Origin of the sequence: Achromobacter sp. (genome assembly GCF_032113835.1) — a bacterium.
In the GTDB taxonomy this organism is placed as follows: Bacteria; Pseudomonadota; Gammaproteobacteria; order Burkholderiales; family Burkholderiaceae_B; genus Achromobacter.
Map to the genome: position 1 here is coordinate 9,256 of NZ_DAMCTG010000015.1, position 14,930 is coordinate 24,185.

The window sequence follows — 14,930 nt, forward strand, 5'->3', positions numbered from 1 at the left end:
GGCAGGAACCAGGTGTCTGACACCGTCCCAAGCAGGCAGGAACCAGGTGTCTGACACCCGTTGAGTCGCCGCCACAAGCTGACGACCATCTGCGCCGGGTGTCTGACACCGTCCCAAGCAAGCAGACATAACAAAAGAGCCCTTCATGATGAAGGGCTCTTTCATTTTCCAATCCGCCCCGCCGCAGGTCACGGCGAGGAAGTTGCAGTGCTTAGCTGTGATAAGCGGATTCGCCGTGGCTCGTGACGTCCAGGCCTTCGCGCTCCTGGTCTTCCGGCACACGCAGGCCGCACAGGGCATTGGCGATCTTGTAGGCAATCCACGCCACCACGCCAGACCAGACGATGGTCAGCAGCACGCCTTCAAGCTGGACCCACAGTTGGTGAGCGATCATGCTGGGCTCGGCCAGGCCGGGGCCGCCGAAGACCTGCGCATTGAACACGCCGGTGAGCAGGGCGCCCACAATGCCGCCCACGCCGTGGATGCCGAACACGTCCAGCGCATCGTCGGCGCGCAGCATGCGCTTCAGGCCATTCACGCCCCAGACGCAGACCACGCCGGCAACCACGCCGATGATCAGCGCGCCCACCGGACCGACCAGGCCGGCGGCGGGGGTAATGCCGACCAGGCCGGCAATGGCGCCCGAAGCGGCGCCCAGCATCGAGGGCTTGCCCTTGATGGCCCATTCCGTGAACAGCCAGGCCAGCACGGCGGCCGCCGTGGCGATCATGGTGTTGAAGAAGGCCAGCGTGGCGTTCTCGTTGGCAGCCAGCGCCGAACCTGCGTTGAAGCCGAACCAGCCCACCCACAGCAGGGCGGCGCCCACAAAGGTCATCGGCAGGTTGTGCGGCTGCATGGCTTCGCGGCCATAGCCCACGCGCTTGCCGACCACATAGGCGCCCACCAGACCGGCCACGCCCGCGTTGATGTGCACCACGGTGCCGCCGGCAAAGTCCAGCGCGCCTTGTGCGTTCAGCAGGCCAGGCGCCGTTTCAGAGGCGAACCACACCATGTGCGCGATGGGGATGTAGGCGAACGTGAACCAGATCACCGTGAACACCAGCACGGCCGAAAAACGGGCGCGTTCGGCAAAGCTGCCAACCACCAGGGCGCAGGTGATGCCGGCGAACGTGGCCTGGAACGAGGCGAACAGCAGCTCGGTCAGGGTGTTCGACATGGCGTACGTGCCGTCTGCCGGATTGAACATGCCAGAGAAGAAAGCGCGCGAGAGACCGCCGAAGAAGGCGTTGCCCTCGGTGAACGCCAGGGAGTATCCATAGATGAACCAGAGAACCAGGCCCAGCACGAACGTGCACAACACTTGCAGCAGAACGGACAACACGTTTTTGCTGCGCACCAGGCCGGCGTAGAACATGGCCAGGCCGGGTACGGCCATCATCAATACAAGCAGGGTAGAGACGAGCAACCAGGAGATATCTGCTTTATCCATTTTCAGGCTCCATTGAGTCTTTATTTATTTACAGCGCAGCTTCGCCGGCTTCGCCAGTTCTGATACGGATGACTTGTTCAAGGGGGGCGGCAAAGATCTTGCCGTCGCCGATCTTGCCGGTGCGGGCGGCTTGTTCGATCGCTTCGATGACCTGGTCCACAAGGTGGTCGGGCACGGCGGCTTCGACGCGCAGCTTGGGCAGGAAGTCCACGGCATATTCCGCGCCGCGATAGAGTTCGGTGTGGCCTTTCTGGCGGCCAAAGCCTTTGACTTCGGTGACGGTCAGACCCTGGACCCCGATCCCGGATAGAGCCACCCGCACTTCGTCGAGCTTGAAGGGCTTGATGATGGCGATGATGAGTTTCATGGCATTTCCTCTCATGGTTGCACGCATCGTGGTTAAAGCAATATCCATGCCATGTTTGCCAGCGCTGGCGATGCCCGGGAAAGGCGCAAAAGTTGTGCGATTTGGCACCGTAGTGGTGCGTGATGCACCGCATGCCGGCCTCAATTTGGTGCGCAACAACGCGTAGCAGCTACATGCAACCACATGTGTTCCCCAAGAAGGATTTGTAGCCATTTAATGCGAGCAGCTTGAGTGCGGCTGCACGCCGGCGCTCGTGCGATGACGCAGCGGCAGAACGCGTCATCGGGCGCTCAGCGTTGCAGGCTGCGGATCTGTGTCCCGCGCAGACTTTCCAGCCGCGGCTGGAATTCGTCCAATCGCGACTAAATTGGGGCGCCATTGTGATACGAGGGTTTACACGGGTCGGCTTGTTGACCGGTGTGGGCTCGAGTTGAATCGGATTCAGGACGTGCATCGGCCATATGGACGATGCACTGCGCGGTCGGTGCGACCACGCGGCAGGCTAGTGGTGTTGGTAGGGGGTTGCCGTCAGGCAGCCCGGTTTTCTCCTGTGCTTTGAAGGGCGGTCACCGCATGCGGCCCGCCCTTTTTTTTGCGGCGGCGCAACCGGCCCGGCCTGAAACCACTTGGCCGACGCACTACACTTGAGCCATCAAGAACATCGAGAGGCCTATATGAACAATCGCACCCAGTGGATGGAAGACATTCAAAAGAACATTTCCGACCTGATCGCGCGCAGCCCCGCGGCGGACGTCGAGCGCAACGTCCGCGCCATGATGACGCAGGCGTTTTCCAAGCTGGATCTGGTCACCCGCGAAGAGTTCGACGTGCAGGCCGACCTGCTTGCCCGCACGCGCGCCCGGGTCGATCAACTGGCCGCCCAGGTGCAGCAGATGGAACAGCGCCTGACGGGTCTGGACAAGGGCCCGGCGACAGGCCTGGATAAGTAAGGTAAGCAAGCGCCGCGCGTCCCGCTTCGGGCGGGCATGCGCGAGATCGTTTTGTCACGGCCGCTCTCCGCGGCCGTTTGTTTTTTGCGGATACTGGCGGCCCGACCTCATCCGGAGACCACCGTGACGCTTGCCGTACTCGCCAGCAGGGCCCTTAGCGGCATGCACGCCCATGCGGTTCGCGTGGAAACGCACCTGGGGCCCGGCTTGCCGGGATTCAATGTCGTCGGCCTGGTCGATACCGAGGTCCGGGAAAGCCGCGAGCGCGTCAGGGCGGCCATCATCAACAGCGGCTTCGAGTTTCCGGCGGGGCGCATCACCGTCAATCTGTCGCCGGCAGACATGCCCAAGGAGTCCGGCCGCTTCGATCTGCCGATCGCGCTGGGCGTGCTGCTCGCCTCCGGTCAGTTGGCCGCGCCTGCGCAAGAGGGCGCCCAGTCGGGCAGGAAGCGCGGCGGAGAATCCGGCGAACAGCCCGATGGCCGTCGCCCCGGACCTCCCGGCGAACTGCCCGGTGAACCTTCCAATGACTGCCAAGGGGAACGCGCCAACGAACGCCCTGGCGGCCACCCCGAAGATCAGTCCCGCGTGCCCGACCCCGCGCTCTCCAGCTTGGTGCTCGCTGGCGAGCTGTCCCTCACCGGCGCGCTCGTGCCGGTCGCTGCGCCGCTGGTGATCGCCTTGAGCGTCGCCCGAGACACGCCCGATGCCACGCTGATCCTGCCCGCCGGCAGCGCCGAGCAGGCGGCCTGGGTCCCCGGGTTGCGCGTCCTGTCGGCGCGTTGCCTGGCGGATGTTGCCGCCCATGCGGCGGGCGCGTCGCTGCTGCCCAATGCTTTGCCCGCGCCCTGGCCACCTGCCGCACCGATCCCATGCCTGTCCGACGTACGCGGCCAACCCGGCGCGCGGCGTGCGCTGGAAGTGGCGGCGGCAGGCGGCCACAGCCTGCTGATGCTCGGGCCGCCCGGCGCGGGCAAGAGCATGCTGGCCGCGCGCCTGCCGGGCCTGCTGCCGCCGCTCGAGCGTAGCCAGGCGCTGGAAGCGGCTGCCGTGGCGGCCATGGCCGGCATGTCCGACGCGCTGACCGGCCAACCGCCTTTTCGCGCCCCGCATCATTCGGCGTCGGTGGCGGCGCTGGTGGGAGGGGGCGGGCGGCCGCGTCCCGGCGAAATCAGCCTGGCGCACCACGGCGTCCTGTTCCTGGACGAACTCCCGGAATTCAGCCGCCGCTCGCTCGAGGCGCTGCGAGAGCCGCTGGAAGCGGGCAGGGTGGTCATTTCCCGGGCGCTGCACGCGGCGCAGTTTCCGGCCCGTTTCCAACTGGTCGCGGCGATGAACCCCTGTCCCTGCGGCTGGCGGGGCCATCCCGCGCGCACGTGCGCCTGCACGCCGGATCAGGTGGCACGCTATGCAGGCAAGATCTCCGGTCCGCTGCTGGACCGGATCGACCTGCACGTGGCCCTGCCGCCGTCCGATCCGGCCTGGATGACCGCGCCGCCGGGCGAAGCCTCTCACGCCGTCCGGGAGCGTGTCGTCCGTTGCCGCGAGCGCCAGCTTGCCCGGCAGGGCAAAATCAACGCCGCACTGGCCGGGGCGGAACTGGACGAGTTCTGCGTCATGGATGCCGATGCGCAGGCGCTGCTGCATCAGGCCATGCGCCGCCTGACCGGCTCCGCCCGCGCCATGCACCGGGCGCTTCGCGTGGCCCGCACGATCGCGGACCTGGACGGTCAGGCGGTGCTCACGGCCAGCCACGTCGCGCAGGCGGTGCAGTACCGGCGGGCGGGGGTATGATCCCGGCGCCCCGTCCCTGTTGTTCGCGGTGCACTCGCCGACTCGACAAAGTCCGGGAAATCACCATATAATCAAAGGCTTTTCCGGATGTGGGTGGCTTTTTGTCCGCCTTCGGGAAAGACTCGCGGAACAACGGTCAGGTTCAAAGATCGTTGGTTGCGACCCCCAGAAGTGGCAACAGGTCTACAAGTTTTGGCGTCTTTGGCGTCAAGCACCTGGCGTCATGTAAATCAACAATGCGTGTTTTAGTTTAGGGAATCATCATGCCCAAGATGAAAACCAAGAAAAGCGCCTCCAAGCGCTTTAAGGTGCGCGGCAGCGGCTCCATCAAGCGTGGTCAGGCGTTCAAGCGTCACATCCTGACCAAGAAGACCACCAAGGCCAAGCGTCAATTGCGCGGCTCTGCGGCGGTTCATGACTCCAACGTGGCCTCCGTCAAGGCCATGATGCCTTTCGCTTGATCTAAGGGAGATCTACTATGCCTCGCGTCAAACGCGGCGTAACTGCCCGCGCACGTCACAAGAAAGTCATTGCCGCCGCCAAGGGTTACCGTGGCCGCCGCGGTAATGTGTTCCGTATTGCCAAGCAAGCAGTCATGCGCGCTGGCCAATACGCCTACCGCGACCGTCGTAACAAGAAGCGCACGTTCCGCGCTCTGTGGATCACGCGTATCAACGCGGCCGTCCGCGAGCATGGCGTCAGCTACAGCGTGTTCATCGCTGGCCTGAAGAAGGCTTCGATCGAACTCGACCGTAAGGTCCTGGCCGATCTGGCCGTGCGCGACAAGGCCGGCTTCGCCGCCATCGTGCAGCAAGCCAAGGCTGCCTTGGCTGCCTGATCGCGCGCTTTAACTCATCGCGCATCGCTGCAAACGGGGCTGTAATGGCCCCGTTTGCGTTTTGAAGGCTGGATTTCATGACTCGATTGGTTGACGACCTGGTAGACCAGGCGCAAGAACGGTTCGCCGCGGCCACGGATGCCGCCGCACTTGAGAACGCAAAAGCTCGCTTCCTGGGCAAGGAAGGCGCCTTGACGGTGCTGCTCAAAGGCCTGGGCAAGCTCGATCCCGAGCAGAAGCGAGAAGCGGGCGCGCGAATCAACCAGGCCAAGCAGAAGATCGAAGAGCTTCTGAACTCGCGCCGCGCCGAACTGGCGCAGGCGGAGCTGGATGCCCGGCTCGCATCCGAAACCATTGACGTCACCCTGCCGGGCCGCGGTCGCGCGCCGGGCGGCATCCATCCGGTGATCCGGACCTGGGAACGTGTGGAAGAGATCTTCCGTTCCATTGGCTTCGACGTGGCCGACGGCCCCGAAGTGGAAAACGACTGGACCAATTTCACCGCCTTGAATAACCCGCTGGACCATCCGGCGCGTTCCATGCAGGACACGTTCTACGTCGACATGAACGACGCGGACGGCCTGCCGCTGCTGCTGCGCACGCACACCAGCCCCATGCAGGTGCGTTACGCCCGCATGAACAAGCCGCCCATCAAGGTCATCGCGCCGGGGCGCACCTATCGCGTCGACAGCGACGCCACGCACTCGCCCATGTTCCACCAGGTGGAAGGGCTCTGGATCGCCGAGGACATCTCGTTTGCCGACCTGAAGGGCGTGTACACCGATTTCCTGCGTTGCTTCTTTGAAAGCGACGATCTGGTCGTGCGTTTCCGTCCGTCGTTCTTCCCGTTCACGGAACCGTCCGCCGAGATCGACATGATGTTCACCTCGGGTCCCAACCGTGGCCGCTGGCTCGAAATCTCCGGATCCGGCCAGGTGCATCCGCAGGTGGTGCGCAACTTCGGGCTGGATCCCGAGCGCTACATCGGCTTTGCCTTCGGCTCCGGACTCGAGCGCCTGACCATGTTGCGCTACGGCGTCAACGATCTGCGCCAGTTCTACGAAGGCGATTTGCGCTTCCTGCGCCAGTTCAACGAATAACAGACGGCTGATCATGCAATTTCCCGAATCCTGGCTGCGTACGCTGGTCAATCCTCCGATCGCAACCGATGAACTCGCGCACCGGCTCACGATGGCCGGCCTGGAAGTCGAAGAAACCGAGCCCGCTGCACCGGCATTCACCGGCGTGGTCGTCGCGCACATCGTCGAGATCGCTCCGCACCCTGACGCCGACAAGCTGCGCGTCTGCCAGGTCGATGACGGCTCCGGCGAACGCCTGCAGATCGTGTGCGGCGCGCCCAATGCCGCCGCCGGCCTGAAAGTGCCGCTTGCCCGCGTGGGCGCGGAACTGCCCGGCGGCATGAAGATCGGCGTCGCCAAGATGCGCGGCGTGCAGTCATCCGGCATGCTGTGCTCGGCCCGCGAACTGGGTCTGTCGCAAGATCATGCCGGCCTGCTGGAATTGCCGGCGGACATGGTTCCCGGTCAATCCATCCGCGAAGCGCTGGACCTGGATGACACGCTGTTCACGCTCAAACTCACGCCCAACCGCGCCGACTGCCTGTCGATCCTGGGCGTGGCGCGCGAAGTGGCCGCGCTGACCGGTGCGCCGCTGTCGGTGCCCACCGCGGCTGCCGTGCCCGTCACGCTCGATGAGCGTCTGCCGGTCAAGATTGAAGCACCCGACCTCTGCGGCCGTTTCGGCGGCCGCGTCATCCGCGGCGTGAACGCCCGCGCGGCGACGCCCGAATGGATGAAGACGCGCCTCGAGCGCGCCGGCCAACGCTCGCTGTCCGCGCTGGTCGACATCTCCAACTACGTCATGCTCGAGCTGGGCCGCCCGTCGCACGTCTTCGATCTGGACAAGATCGGCGGCGACATCGCCGTGCGCTGGGCGCGTGAAGGCGAAACGCTCGAACTGCTGAACGGCCAGACCGTCACGCTGAACCCGAAGGTCGGCGTGGTCGTCGCCGGCGAGCAGGTCGAAAGCCTGGCCGGCATCATGGGCGGCGAAGCCACCTCGGTGACGCTGGACACGCAGAACATCTACCTCGAAGCCGCGTTCTGGTGGCCGCAAGCCATTGCCGGCCGCGCGCGCCGCTTCAAGTTCAGCTCCGAAGCCAGCCACCGCTTCGAACGCGGCGTCGACTACGCCAGCATTCCCGAGCACCTTGAATTCATCACCCGCCTCATCGTCGACATCTGCGGCGGCCAGGTGGGTCCCATCGACGACCAGATCGTCAATCTGCCCCAGCGTCCGCAGGTGCGCATGCGCCTGGCGCGCTGCCATCGCGTGCTGGGCGTGCCGGTCACGCGCGAGCAGGTCGCCACGATCTTCGGCAGCCTGGGCCTGGACTACTCGGTCGAGGGCGACGACTTCATCGTCAATCCGCCGTCGTTCCGTTTCGACCTGGAAATCGAAGAAGACCTGATCGAGGAAGTGGCTCGCATCTACGGCTTCGAAAGCATCCCCGACGTGCCGCCGATGGCGCGCGCCAAGATGTTCTCGCAGCCCGAAGTGCGCCGCGGCGCGCATGCGCTGCGCCGCCTGACGGCCGCCCAGGACTACCAGGAAGTCGTCAACTACAGCTTCGTCGAAGCCGACTGGGAACGCGATTTCGCGGGCAATGACAATCCCGTGCGCCTCGTGAATCCGATCGCCAGCCATCTGTCGGTCATGCGTTCCAGCCTGATCGGCGGCCTGGTCGCCAACATCCGCCACAACGCCAACCGCAAGCAATCGCGCGTGCGCCTGTTCGAACTGGGCCGCGTGTTTTTCCGCGATGCCTCGGCCGAGGACGGTCCGCTGCAGGTGGCTGGCGTGCGCCAGCCCATGAAGCTCGCGGGCGCCGCATGGGGCCCGGCGGTGGAAGAGCAGTGGGGCGTGCCCACGCGCCACGTTGATTTCTTCGACGTGAAGATGGACGTCGAGTCGCTGTTCGGCGCACGCGGCCGCCGCCTGCGTTTCGAGGCAGCGGCGCATCCCGCCCTGCATCCCGGGCGTGGCGCGCGCGTCATGCTGGACGGCAAGCAGGTTGGCTGGATCGGCGAACTGCATCCGCGCTGGGCGCAGCAGGCCGACCTGGCGCATGCCCCGGTCGTCTTTGAGCTGGACGTGGACGCACTGTCCGAAGGTGAATTGCCGCAAGTGCGTGAGCTCTCGCGTCAGCCCGTGGTGGTGCGCGACCTGGCGCTGTGGGTCGACGAGGACGTGACGGTACAGTCCATGCTTGACACCGTTGCCGCAGCCGTCAAGGCCGACGCGCAACTGGCCGTCGTGCAGGATGCGCGCGTGTTCGACGTGTGGCGTGACAAAGCGCAAGGCAGCGAGCCCGTCGCCGAGAAAAGCCTTGCGTTCCGTTTCTGGCTACAGGACACTGAGGTCACTTTGGACGAAGCCCGCGTGGCGGATTGCCTTGCGCGCATCAAGGAAGCCCTGGTTGCCGCGCACGGCGCGCGCCAACGTGGCTGAACATGGGGACCAGTATGCTTGCCGAGCAACGCACCCTCACCAAGGCCGAGCTGGCCGAACTGCTCTTCGAGCGGGTCGGCCTGAATAAGCGCGAAGCCAAGGACATCGTCGATACGTTCTTCGAGGAAATCCGCGACGCCCTGGCGCGCGGTGATTCCGTCAAGCTTTCGGGTTTCGGCAACTTCCAGGTGCGCGACAAACCGCCGCGCCCTGGCCGCAACCCCAAGACCGGAGAAACCATTCCCATCGCGGCGCGGCGCGTGGTCACGTTCCACGCCAGCCAGAAACTCAAGAGCGTGGTGGAGCAGGCCGTTCCCGCAGCACCCGAGGCCGCGGAGTGATACGCTTTGTCGGTAATTGTTATCGGCGCCCCACGCATCGCGCGCATAAAATCCGCTTATGACACGTACTGAATCCACCGTTACCCTACCGCCCATTCCCGCCAAGCGTTACTTCACCATCGGCGAAGTCAGCGACCTGTGTGGCGTCAAGCCTCATGTATTGCGGTACTGGGAACAGGAATTCACGCAGCTCAAGCCCGTGAAGCGCCGCGGCAACCGCCGCTACTACCAGCATCACGAAGTGCTGCTCATCCGCCGCATCCGTTCGTTGCTTTACGAACAAGGCTTCACGATCAGCGGCGCGCGCAATCGCTTGGGCGATGCTCGCGACGTGCCGCACGACCAGGACGCCGCCGTGCGCCTGTCGGGCACCGAGATGCAGTCGCTGCGCAGTGAACTCGGCAACGTGTCCGCGATGCTCGCTGAAGCGTTGGGCACCGCTGCCACCGCGCCCGCTGCAGTCAACACGACACACACGGCGCCTGCCGCCTGAGTCGCTTTCAACGCGGCTCATCGTTTGAAATCCAAAGCTTGATATCAGTACCTGCAGGGCGCGTTGGCCTTCATGGCTGCGCGCACTGCTCACCGTAGTGTCTTGCGCTTTGTGCGCGCCGGCTCATCACATGCAGTCTTGTGAACGGCGAACGCAAAGCGCAAAAATTTTTTCGAGTATTCAGCACTTTTCTTGCACCAATGCGTGCAAACATTTTTTAGTTCTGCTATACTCTTTTTCTTTCGGGGCGTAGCGCAGCCTGGTAGCGCACTTGCATGGGGTGCAAGGGGTCGCGAGTTCGAATCCCGCCGTCCCGACCAGTAGTTCCAAGGCCGTCAGTGAGAAATCACTGACGGCCTTTCTCATTTTCGGGGCCATTTTTAGGGTCCCCAGGGACCCGATCTAGAGATTCCCGATCTAGGGTCCCCGATCTAGTGCCCCTTCTAGAATCTACTTCTAGGAACTACTTCTAGTTCGTTGAAAAAAGCCATGATGGGCCCGCTGCAGCACCGGCCCATTCTTCGCTTCCTATAAAAAAAGCAATGCGCCAGCCGCGACAGCTGTGGGCGCCAACGCACCAAGCAGCAATCCCCCAATGCTGATCGTTTCGTCTGAAAATCCTCGTTTGAGCAGCGCCACACCCGCCGGATTCGGCGCGTTTGCGATAACCGTCAGGCCGCCGCCCGCGACAGCGCCCGCCACGAGCATGTATTTCGATTCATCGGATATGCCATCAATCAACGAGCCCAGATAAGTCAACGCGGCGTTGTCGGTGATCGCGGTGAGCGATAGGGATCCGAAGAACAAGGCGATCGGTTCCAGGCTCGAGACGATGGGCTGCAGCCACCACGCCTGCATGCCTCCCAGGATGACCAGGCCAGCCAGGAAGAACCCAACCAGCAACGCCTCTTTGATGATCAGCGGATTCTGATGCCGTTCGTACGCCTGGGTGAAACCCAGGAACAGCAGGAACAGGCCGAGGAACGCGACAGGGTGGTGCGCCAGCGCTACGACCGCCGCCAGCACGGACAGATGGACCAGAACGACCGAGAGCGGCACGGGAGGCCGCTCCGACCGGTTCACGCTCTCAGTCGGCAACTGCAGCAGGTACTTGCGCATCATGAGTGTCGCTACGGTCGCGTTCAGGATGACGGCAATCGCGGCTTTCCAGCCGAAGGTTGCCAGCATGAATGCCGAATCCCATTGCCAGGTGGCGGCAACCATCAGGACGGGCGGGGCGGCATAGGCCGTCAACGTTCCCCCGATCGAGATGTTGACGAACAGCACGCCAAGCGCGAAGTACTTGGGAACAGCCGGAATTGCCGGCCGAAACAGTTGCGGTGCGAGCATCAGGGCGGCGATGGTCATCGCGGCCGGTTCCGTGATCAACGATCCCATCAGGGGAACCGCGGCAAGGCCCAACCACGCCGTCGCGACGGAGGTGTGAAAGGGCAGCTTTCTAGCGATGACGTTGACTGCGGCCATGACAGTCTGGAGCACCGGGCGGGACGCCGCCACTACCATGACCACGAATACAAACAGCGGTTCGGTGTAGTTGCGGGACTCGGCGTACGCGAGCGCTTCTGCGCCGCCGGCAGCCATCGCCATGATGATGAGCAGCACAAACGCCCAAAAGCCGAAGACGATTTCGACTTCGCCAAGAAGATGGAACAAACCGGCGTGGCGAGGGTAGCGGTGCGATAGCCGCTCGAACTGCTTGACGGTGAAAGTGTGGATCAGCGCCAGGGCAAAAATGACGGCGGCTGCAATGTCGAGGGCATGGGTGGTGCTGGTCTGCATGGACGTGGGGGCTCCGCGCGGCGGCCCGACCAGCGCTTTGACCTGCCAGCGCGAAGGAAGACGCCTGACACCCAGGCGGGCAGTGTATCAAACTGAAGTGAATGAGTAATGCGCAGCGTGGGATGGGTGCAAGGGGCCGCGGTCGAATCCCGCCAGCCCCAGTGCTTATTCAATCGAACACATCAAGCAGCACATCAGCGACTACGGCGGTTGCAATGGCGACAAGGACGAGATCTGATCCGGCGATTCGCCACTCGTACCCGGGATACGCGGGGAGGCGAGCGAGCATCGGGCCGGGGACCATCTTTTTGGCAATTCCAGGTGGCAGGGGCTTTCCGCGTGCAAGGTTTTTGCGAATGCCGGGCGGCAGTTGGCTGTAACCCGACAGACCGTATTCGTGGGCGTACGATCTGGCGGTCGAGACCGTGATGCCTGCCAGGCGCAGCGTCACGCTGGCGCCATCTGAATTACTGGTCTTGCCGTTTGATCCGCCTCCGTTTCCGGCATGGCTTTTTCCGGAGCCGTTGCCGTTGTTATTGTTTTTTCCGCCGCCTTTGTTTTGCCCCTGGCCCGGGTTGTCGGGTTTGCCTTTTCCCTCCGGTGGCGCGGCGAATGCGCCAGTCGTCAGAAAAATACAGGAAATGGCTGCAATGAATACCTGCTTGGCCCTGAATGACATGACTCGCTCCTACTCAGCCTTAGGCTGGGAAGCTGATTCTAGGGCGGGTAAACATTTTGGGGGTTTGCGGACCTAATCGTTTGTAAGCGTCTGATTGCGCAGCGGGGCAGGGCCGCAGCGGCAAGAGGGAGGGAGTGTGCGGAACCGCCCTCTGCTTGATCGAAAAGACAATCACGCCGCTGCGGTGTCAGTTCTGGAGCAAACGGCGTTCCCAACCGCATCGGATACGGGCTGGCGAAGACGTCTTCAATCGAACGATTGCTGGATCATACGGCGGCGTTGCAGCTCAGCGAGGCGCGCTTCAGTTTCTTCGCGCCAGCCCGCTTCCCAGGAGGCCAATCTGGCGCGCCATATGGGCAGCGATTCGCCCGTACGGCCTGGCATGTTCGCTTCTTTCATGAGGGGGCAAGCGGAAAGCGGCACGCCATAACGGGCAGCTTCCTGGCCGGCTCTGTGGACGGGGTCATCCATTTCGCGCCTCCTGCTGGGAAAGGTCTTAATCCGAAAGATGGGCGCGATCAGGATTCGTGTCCAGAAAAGTTACGCGAAGAAATAGCGGGATGGATCAGGCGCATCGGACGGGCATTGACGCGACGCGCTCAGAGCTCCACCCATTGCATCCACCATCCTTGGTAACAGCGCCGGCCATCAATTTCTTCAAAGCCGCACACCATCATTCCGCGGTTCGACCCGAAGGTGAGCAGTTCGGGTTCCAGCAGATCGGGGATCGGACCTTTTTGCGATGCGCCGAACTTGGCCAGGGCATCGAGCGTCATGACGCTGATATAGCGTCGGAGGTCGTCGCGCATGATGGAGTACATGCGGACCGTCCCGGTGACAGCTGGCGCCGGGTCGTTGTCGTGGCGCTTCCGGCCGAGATAGTGAGTTCGGATGACGGCGCATCGCATGGTGCAGCTAAAAATACTGTATGAATGTACAGTATATGCCGGCAAAAACGGGGCCAGTTCTTCCGGTCGATTTTTTCTTACTTGCAGTGCAAAGCGCCCCGGACTCGGGGCGCCTTTCCTGGCATCAAATGACCAGCCGCGACATGGCCCGCGGCAGGATACGTGTTCGGTTTCCGGGCGGGGCCTGGCCGCCGCCGGTGGCTTCCATCCATCCGGCTTCCCAGGCCTCGACCTTGCTACGCCATTGCGAAATCGATTCGCCGGTGTGACCCGGCATGGCGGCGGCCCGGTAGTACGGGCAGTCCCACAAGGTCAATCCGTCGCGGGCCGCTTGGGCGCCCAGCTTTTGGATGTCTTCGCGCTGCATGGCAATACCCTCCAAAAGTAGATGAACGGGACGCAAAGTATTCCGCAGACATAGACGGTTTTCAATAGTGACGGCGCATCAACCGAGGCGGTGCGGGCGTCATGCGGCCGCGCGGGTGGTTGACCACACACGCGCCGTGCCTCGTCTGTTATGCGTGCAATTTCGCCGCTCTGTGCCTTTCGCATCCTGTCTGTGGCACGCACAATTTCCGCTTCCCGCCGGCTTCAGGCGGATCTTGAGGATGCTTGGATGCGCTACCGCTACGTCACTGCCGATGTGTTCACCGGCCATACCTATCGAGGCAATCCATTGGCTGTTGTGTTGGACGCGCAGGGTCTGGACACCCGCCAGATGCAGCGGATCGCGCGCGAGTTCAATTATTCGGAAACCAGTTTTGTAATGCCGCCGCACGACCGGGCCCATACGGCGCGCGTGCGCATCTTCACGCCGGACCGCGAGGTGCCGTTTGCCGGGCATCCGAATGTCGGCACGGCCGTCGTGCTGGCGCGAGAGCGGATCGCGGCGGGGGCGTCCGCGCCGCAGGCCTTCGTGTTCGAGGAAGAGGCCGGTCTGGTACGGATTGCGTTGGCGTATGGCGAACACGGACTGCAAGGCGCGGAACTGCGCGCGCCGCAGCCGCTGTCGCGCGGCAGCGAGGCGCCTGTGGACGCGGTGGCGAGCGCGCTGCGGCTGGAGGCCGCGGACATTGACGTGTCGGCGCACGCACCGATGGTGGCGTCAGTGGGCCTGCCGTTTCTGGTGGTGCAGCTTGTCAGCCGCGATGCCTTGCGGCGCGCGGCGCCGGATTCGGGTGGGTATGCGGCCCTGATGCCGCAGCTTGGCGCGAAGTCGATCTATGTCTACACGACCGACACGGCGGGCGAGACGATGGACGCGCCCACTGATATCCAGGCGCGCATGCTCACCGGCCGCATGACCGAGGATCCCGCCACGGGCAGCGCGACAGCCGCGGTCACGGCGCTGCGGGCATCGCTCGCGGGCAAGGGTGTTCTGCGGTTGCGGGTGGGGCAGGGCGTGGACATGGGACGCGCAAGCCTGCTGCTGGCGCACGCCGAGCCGCGTGAGGACGGCGTATGGGCGAGCGTGGCGGGGCAGGCCGTGGTGGTGATGGAGGGCACGCTGCCTGCACCCGCCGCGGATTGACGTCGATGCGCGTTGCCGGCGGAAGGCGGCCTCGTGTATGCTGCTGCGCATGAACACATCGCATATCGCTGCCGCAACGCGCGCAGATTTCCGACGAATCACTCGACGTCTACGTTGAGTGGTCAGCCGTGTTCGGGCGCCGATTGTCCGGCGCTTATTTCAGAAGGCCACGATACCCTCGTGGCTTTTTTGTTTGCCGTATTTCCCCCGCCGAGGCGTGTCGCAAGGCCTTCATTCTTTCATCACAA

The 14,930-nt window shown here is 63.7% G+C and carries 17 protein-coding genes and 1 tRNA gene; 11 read left to right on the forward strand and 7 right to left on the reverse strand.

Annotated features, from left to right (window positions below; genetic code table 11):
• Positions 1 to 211: 211 nt before the first annotated feature.
• Positions 212 to 1,450, reverse strand: a complete 1,239-nt coding sequence (gene amt, locus RT697_RS08250) for an ammonium transporter (RefSeq protein ID WP_313698045.1) — start codon at positions 1,448 to 1,450, stop codon at positions 212 to 214.
• A 28-nt stretch (positions 1,451 to 1,478) separates the two neighbouring features.
• Positions 1,479 to 1,817: a P-II family nitrogen regulator gene (locus tag RT697_RS08255; RefSeq protein ID WP_006218735.1), complete on the reverse strand. Its 339-nt coding sequence runs from the start codon at positions 1,815 to 1,817 to the stop codon at positions 1,479 to 1,481.
• Here RT697_RS08255 and RT697_RS08260 point away from each other — a divergent pair.
• The 10 genes from RT697_RS08260 to RT697_RS08305 all read left to right on the forward strand — a co-directional run bounded on the left by RT697_RS08260 (position 1,816) and on the right by RT697_RS08305 (position 10,084).
• Positions 1,816 to 1,983 carry a hypothetical protein gene (locus RT697_RS08260; protein ID WP_313698046.1) on the forward strand — a complete coding sequence of 56 codons (168 nt, stop codon included), beginning with the start codon at positions 1,816 to 1,818 and terminating at the stop codon, positions 1,981 to 1,983. The two genes, RT697_RS08255 and RT697_RS08260, sit on opposite strands and share 2 nt — an antisense overlap.
• 508 nt (positions 1,984 to 2,491) lie before the next feature.
• Positions 2,492 to 2,767: an accessory factor UbiK family protein gene (locus RT697_RS08265; protein WP_313698048.1), complete on the forward strand. Its 276-nt coding sequence runs from the start codon at positions 2,492 to 2,494 to the stop codon at positions 2,765 to 2,767.
• Between the two features lie 123 nt (positions 2,768 to 2,890).
• A complete protein-coding gene (locus RT697_RS08270; RefSeq protein WP_313698050.1) occupies positions 2,891 to 4,561 on the forward strand; it encodes a YifB family Mg chelatase-like AAA ATPase in 1,671 nt (556 codons plus the stop codon).
• A 263-nt stretch (positions 4,562 to 4,824) separates the two neighbouring features.
• Positions 4,825 to 5,022: a 50S ribosomal protein L35 gene (gene rpmI / locus RT697_RS08275; protein ID WP_008159912.1), complete on the forward strand. Its 198-nt coding sequence runs from the start codon at positions 4,825 to 4,827 to the stop codon at positions 5,020 to 5,022.
• 17 nt (positions 5,023 to 5,039) lie between these two features.
• Positions 5,040 to 5,399: a 50S ribosomal protein L20 gene (gene rplT / locus RT697_RS08280; protein WP_006218741.1), complete on the forward strand. Its 360-nt coding sequence runs from the start codon at positions 5,040 to 5,042 to the stop codon at positions 5,397 to 5,399.
• Positions 5,400 to 5,476: 77 nt separating this feature from the next.
• Entirely contained in the window at positions 5,477 to 6,499 is a 1,023-nt protein-coding gene (gene pheS, locus RT697_RS08285; RefSeq protein ID WP_313698052.1) for a phenylalanine--tRNA ligase subunit alpha, read from the forward strand.
• 13 nt (positions 6,500 to 6,512) lie between these two features.
• Positions 6,513 to 8,930: a phenylalanine--tRNA ligase subunit beta gene (pheT, locus tag RT697_RS08290; RefSeq protein WP_313698054.1), complete on the forward strand. Its 2,418-nt coding sequence runs from the start codon at positions 6,513 to 6,515 to the stop codon at positions 8,928 to 8,930.
• 2 nt (positions 8,931 to 8,932) lie between these two features.
• Positions 8,933 to 9,271, forward strand: coding sequence for an integration host factor subunit alpha (locus RT697_RS08295; RefSeq protein WP_082579019.1), 339 nt, complete (start codon positions 8,933 to 8,935; stop codon positions 9,269 to 9,271).
• 58 nt (positions 9,272 to 9,329) lie between these two features.
• A complete protein-coding gene (locus RT697_RS08300) occupies positions 9,330 to 9,764 on the forward strand; it encodes a MerR family transcriptional regulator (protein ID WP_313698056.1) in 435 nt (144 codons plus the stop codon).
• A 243-nt stretch (positions 9,765 to 10,007) separates the two neighbouring features.
• Positions 10,008 to 10,084, forward strand: a tRNA-Pro gene (locus RT697_RS08305).
• A gap of 208 nt (positions 10,085 to 10,292) precedes the next feature.
• Here RT697_RS08305 and RT697_RS08310 read toward each other — a convergent pair.
• The 5 genes from RT697_RS08310 to RT697_RS08330 form a co-directional block, all read right to left on the reverse strand.
• Positions 10,293 to 11,564 carry a putative Na+/H+ antiporter gene (locus RT697_RS08310; RefSeq protein ID WP_313698058.1) on the reverse strand — a complete coding sequence of 424 codons (1,272 nt, stop codon included), beginning with the start codon at positions 11,562 to 11,564 and terminating at the stop codon, positions 10,293 to 10,295.
• A gap of 169 nt (positions 11,565 to 11,733) precedes the next feature.
• Complete coding sequence (locus tag RT697_RS08315; RefSeq protein WP_313698060.1) at positions 11,734 to 12,243, reverse strand: anti-virulence regulator CigR family protein; 510 nt, start codon at positions 12,241 to 12,243, stop codon at positions 11,734 to 11,736.
• 246 nt (positions 12,244 to 12,489) lie between these two features.
• Positions 12,490 to 12,714, reverse strand: a complete 225-nt coding sequence (locus RT697_RS08320) for a CrpP-related protein (protein WP_313698062.1) — start codon at positions 12,712 to 12,714, stop codon at positions 12,490 to 12,492.
• Positions 12,715 to 12,842: 128 nt separating this feature from the next.
• A complete protein-coding gene (locus tag RT697_RS08325; RefSeq protein WP_313698063.1) occupies positions 12,843 to 13,064 on the reverse strand; it encodes a hypothetical protein in 222 nt (73 codons plus the stop codon).
• 211 nt (positions 13,065 to 13,275) lie between these two features.
• On the reverse strand, positions 13,276 to 13,518 hold the full coding sequence (locus tag RT697_RS08330; protein ID WP_313698064.1) for a CrpP-related protein: 243 nt from the start codon (positions 13,516 to 13,518) through the stop codon (positions 13,276 to 13,278).
• A 249-nt stretch (positions 13,519 to 13,767) separates the two neighbouring features.
• Here RT697_RS08330 and RT697_RS08335 point away from each other — a divergent pair, with 249 nt between their 5' ends.
• Positions 13,768 to 14,682, forward strand: a complete 915-nt coding sequence (locus RT697_RS08335) for a PhzF family phenazine biosynthesis protein (protein ID WP_313698065.1) — start codon at positions 13,768 to 13,770, stop codon at positions 14,680 to 14,682.
• Positions 14,683 to 14,930: the final 248 nt, after the last annotated feature.

Bases quoted from the DNA above. Each gene is read 5' to 3' on its own strand.
- amt (WP_313698045.1), bottom strand. From the start codon at position 1,450: ATGGATAAAGCAGATATCTCCTGGTTGCTCGTCTCTACCCTGCTTGTA.
- RT697_RS08260 (WP_313698046.1), top strand. From the start codon at position 1,816: ATGGCATTTCCTCTCATGGTTGCACGCATCGTGGTTAAAGCAATATCC.
- RT697_RS08255 (WP_006218735.1), bottom strand. From the start codon at position 1,817: ATGAAACTCATCATCGCCATCATCAAGCCCTTCAAGCTCGACGAAGTG.
- RT697_RS08265 (WP_313698048.1), top strand. From the start codon at position 2,492: ATGAACAATCGCACCCAGTGGATGGAAGACATTCAAAAGAACATTTCC.
- rpmI (WP_008159912.1), top strand. From the start codon at position 4,825: ATGCCCAAGATGAAAACCAAGAAAAGCGCCTCCAAGCGCTTTAAGGTG.
- rplT (WP_006218741.1), top strand. From the start codon at position 5,040: ATGCCTCGCGTCAAACGCGGCGTAACTGCCCGCGCACGTCACAAGAAA.
- pheS (WP_313698052.1), top strand. From the start codon at position 5,477: ATGACTCGATTGGTTGACGACCTGGTAGACCAGGCGCAAGAACGGTTC.
- pheT (WP_313698054.1), top strand. From the start codon at position 6,513: ATGCAATTTCCCGAATCCTGGCTGCGTACGCTGGTCAATCCTCCGATC.
- RT697_RS08295 (WP_082579019.1), top strand. From the start codon at position 8,933: ATGGGGACCAGTATGCTTGCCGAGCAACGCACCCTCACCAAGGCCGAG.
- RT697_RS08300 (WP_313698056.1), top strand. From the start codon at position 9,330: ATGACACGTACTGAATCCACCGTTACCCTACCGCCCATTCCCGCCAAG.
- RT697_RS08310 (WP_313698058.1), bottom strand. From the start codon at position 11,564: ATGCAGACCAGCACCACCCATGCCCTCGACATTGCAGCCGCCGTCATT.
- RT697_RS08315 (WP_313698060.1), bottom strand. From the start codon at position 12,243: ATGTCATTCAGGGCCAAGCAGGTATTCATTGCAGCCATTTCCTGTATT.
- RT697_RS08320 (WP_313698062.1), bottom strand. From the start codon at position 12,714: ATGGATGACCCCGTCCACAGAGCCGGCCAGGAAGCTGCCCGTTATGGC.
- RT697_RS08325 (WP_313698063.1), bottom strand. From the start codon at position 13,064: ATGTACTCCATCATGCGCGACGACCTCCGACGCTATATCAGCGTCATG.
- RT697_RS08330 (WP_313698064.1), bottom strand. From the start codon at position 13,518: ATGCAGCGCGAAGACATCCAAAAGCTGGGCGCCCAAGCGGCCCGCGAC.
- RT697_RS08335 (WP_313698065.1), top strand. From the start codon at position 13,768: ATGCGCTACCGCTACGTCACTGCCGATGTGTTCACCGGCCATACCTAT.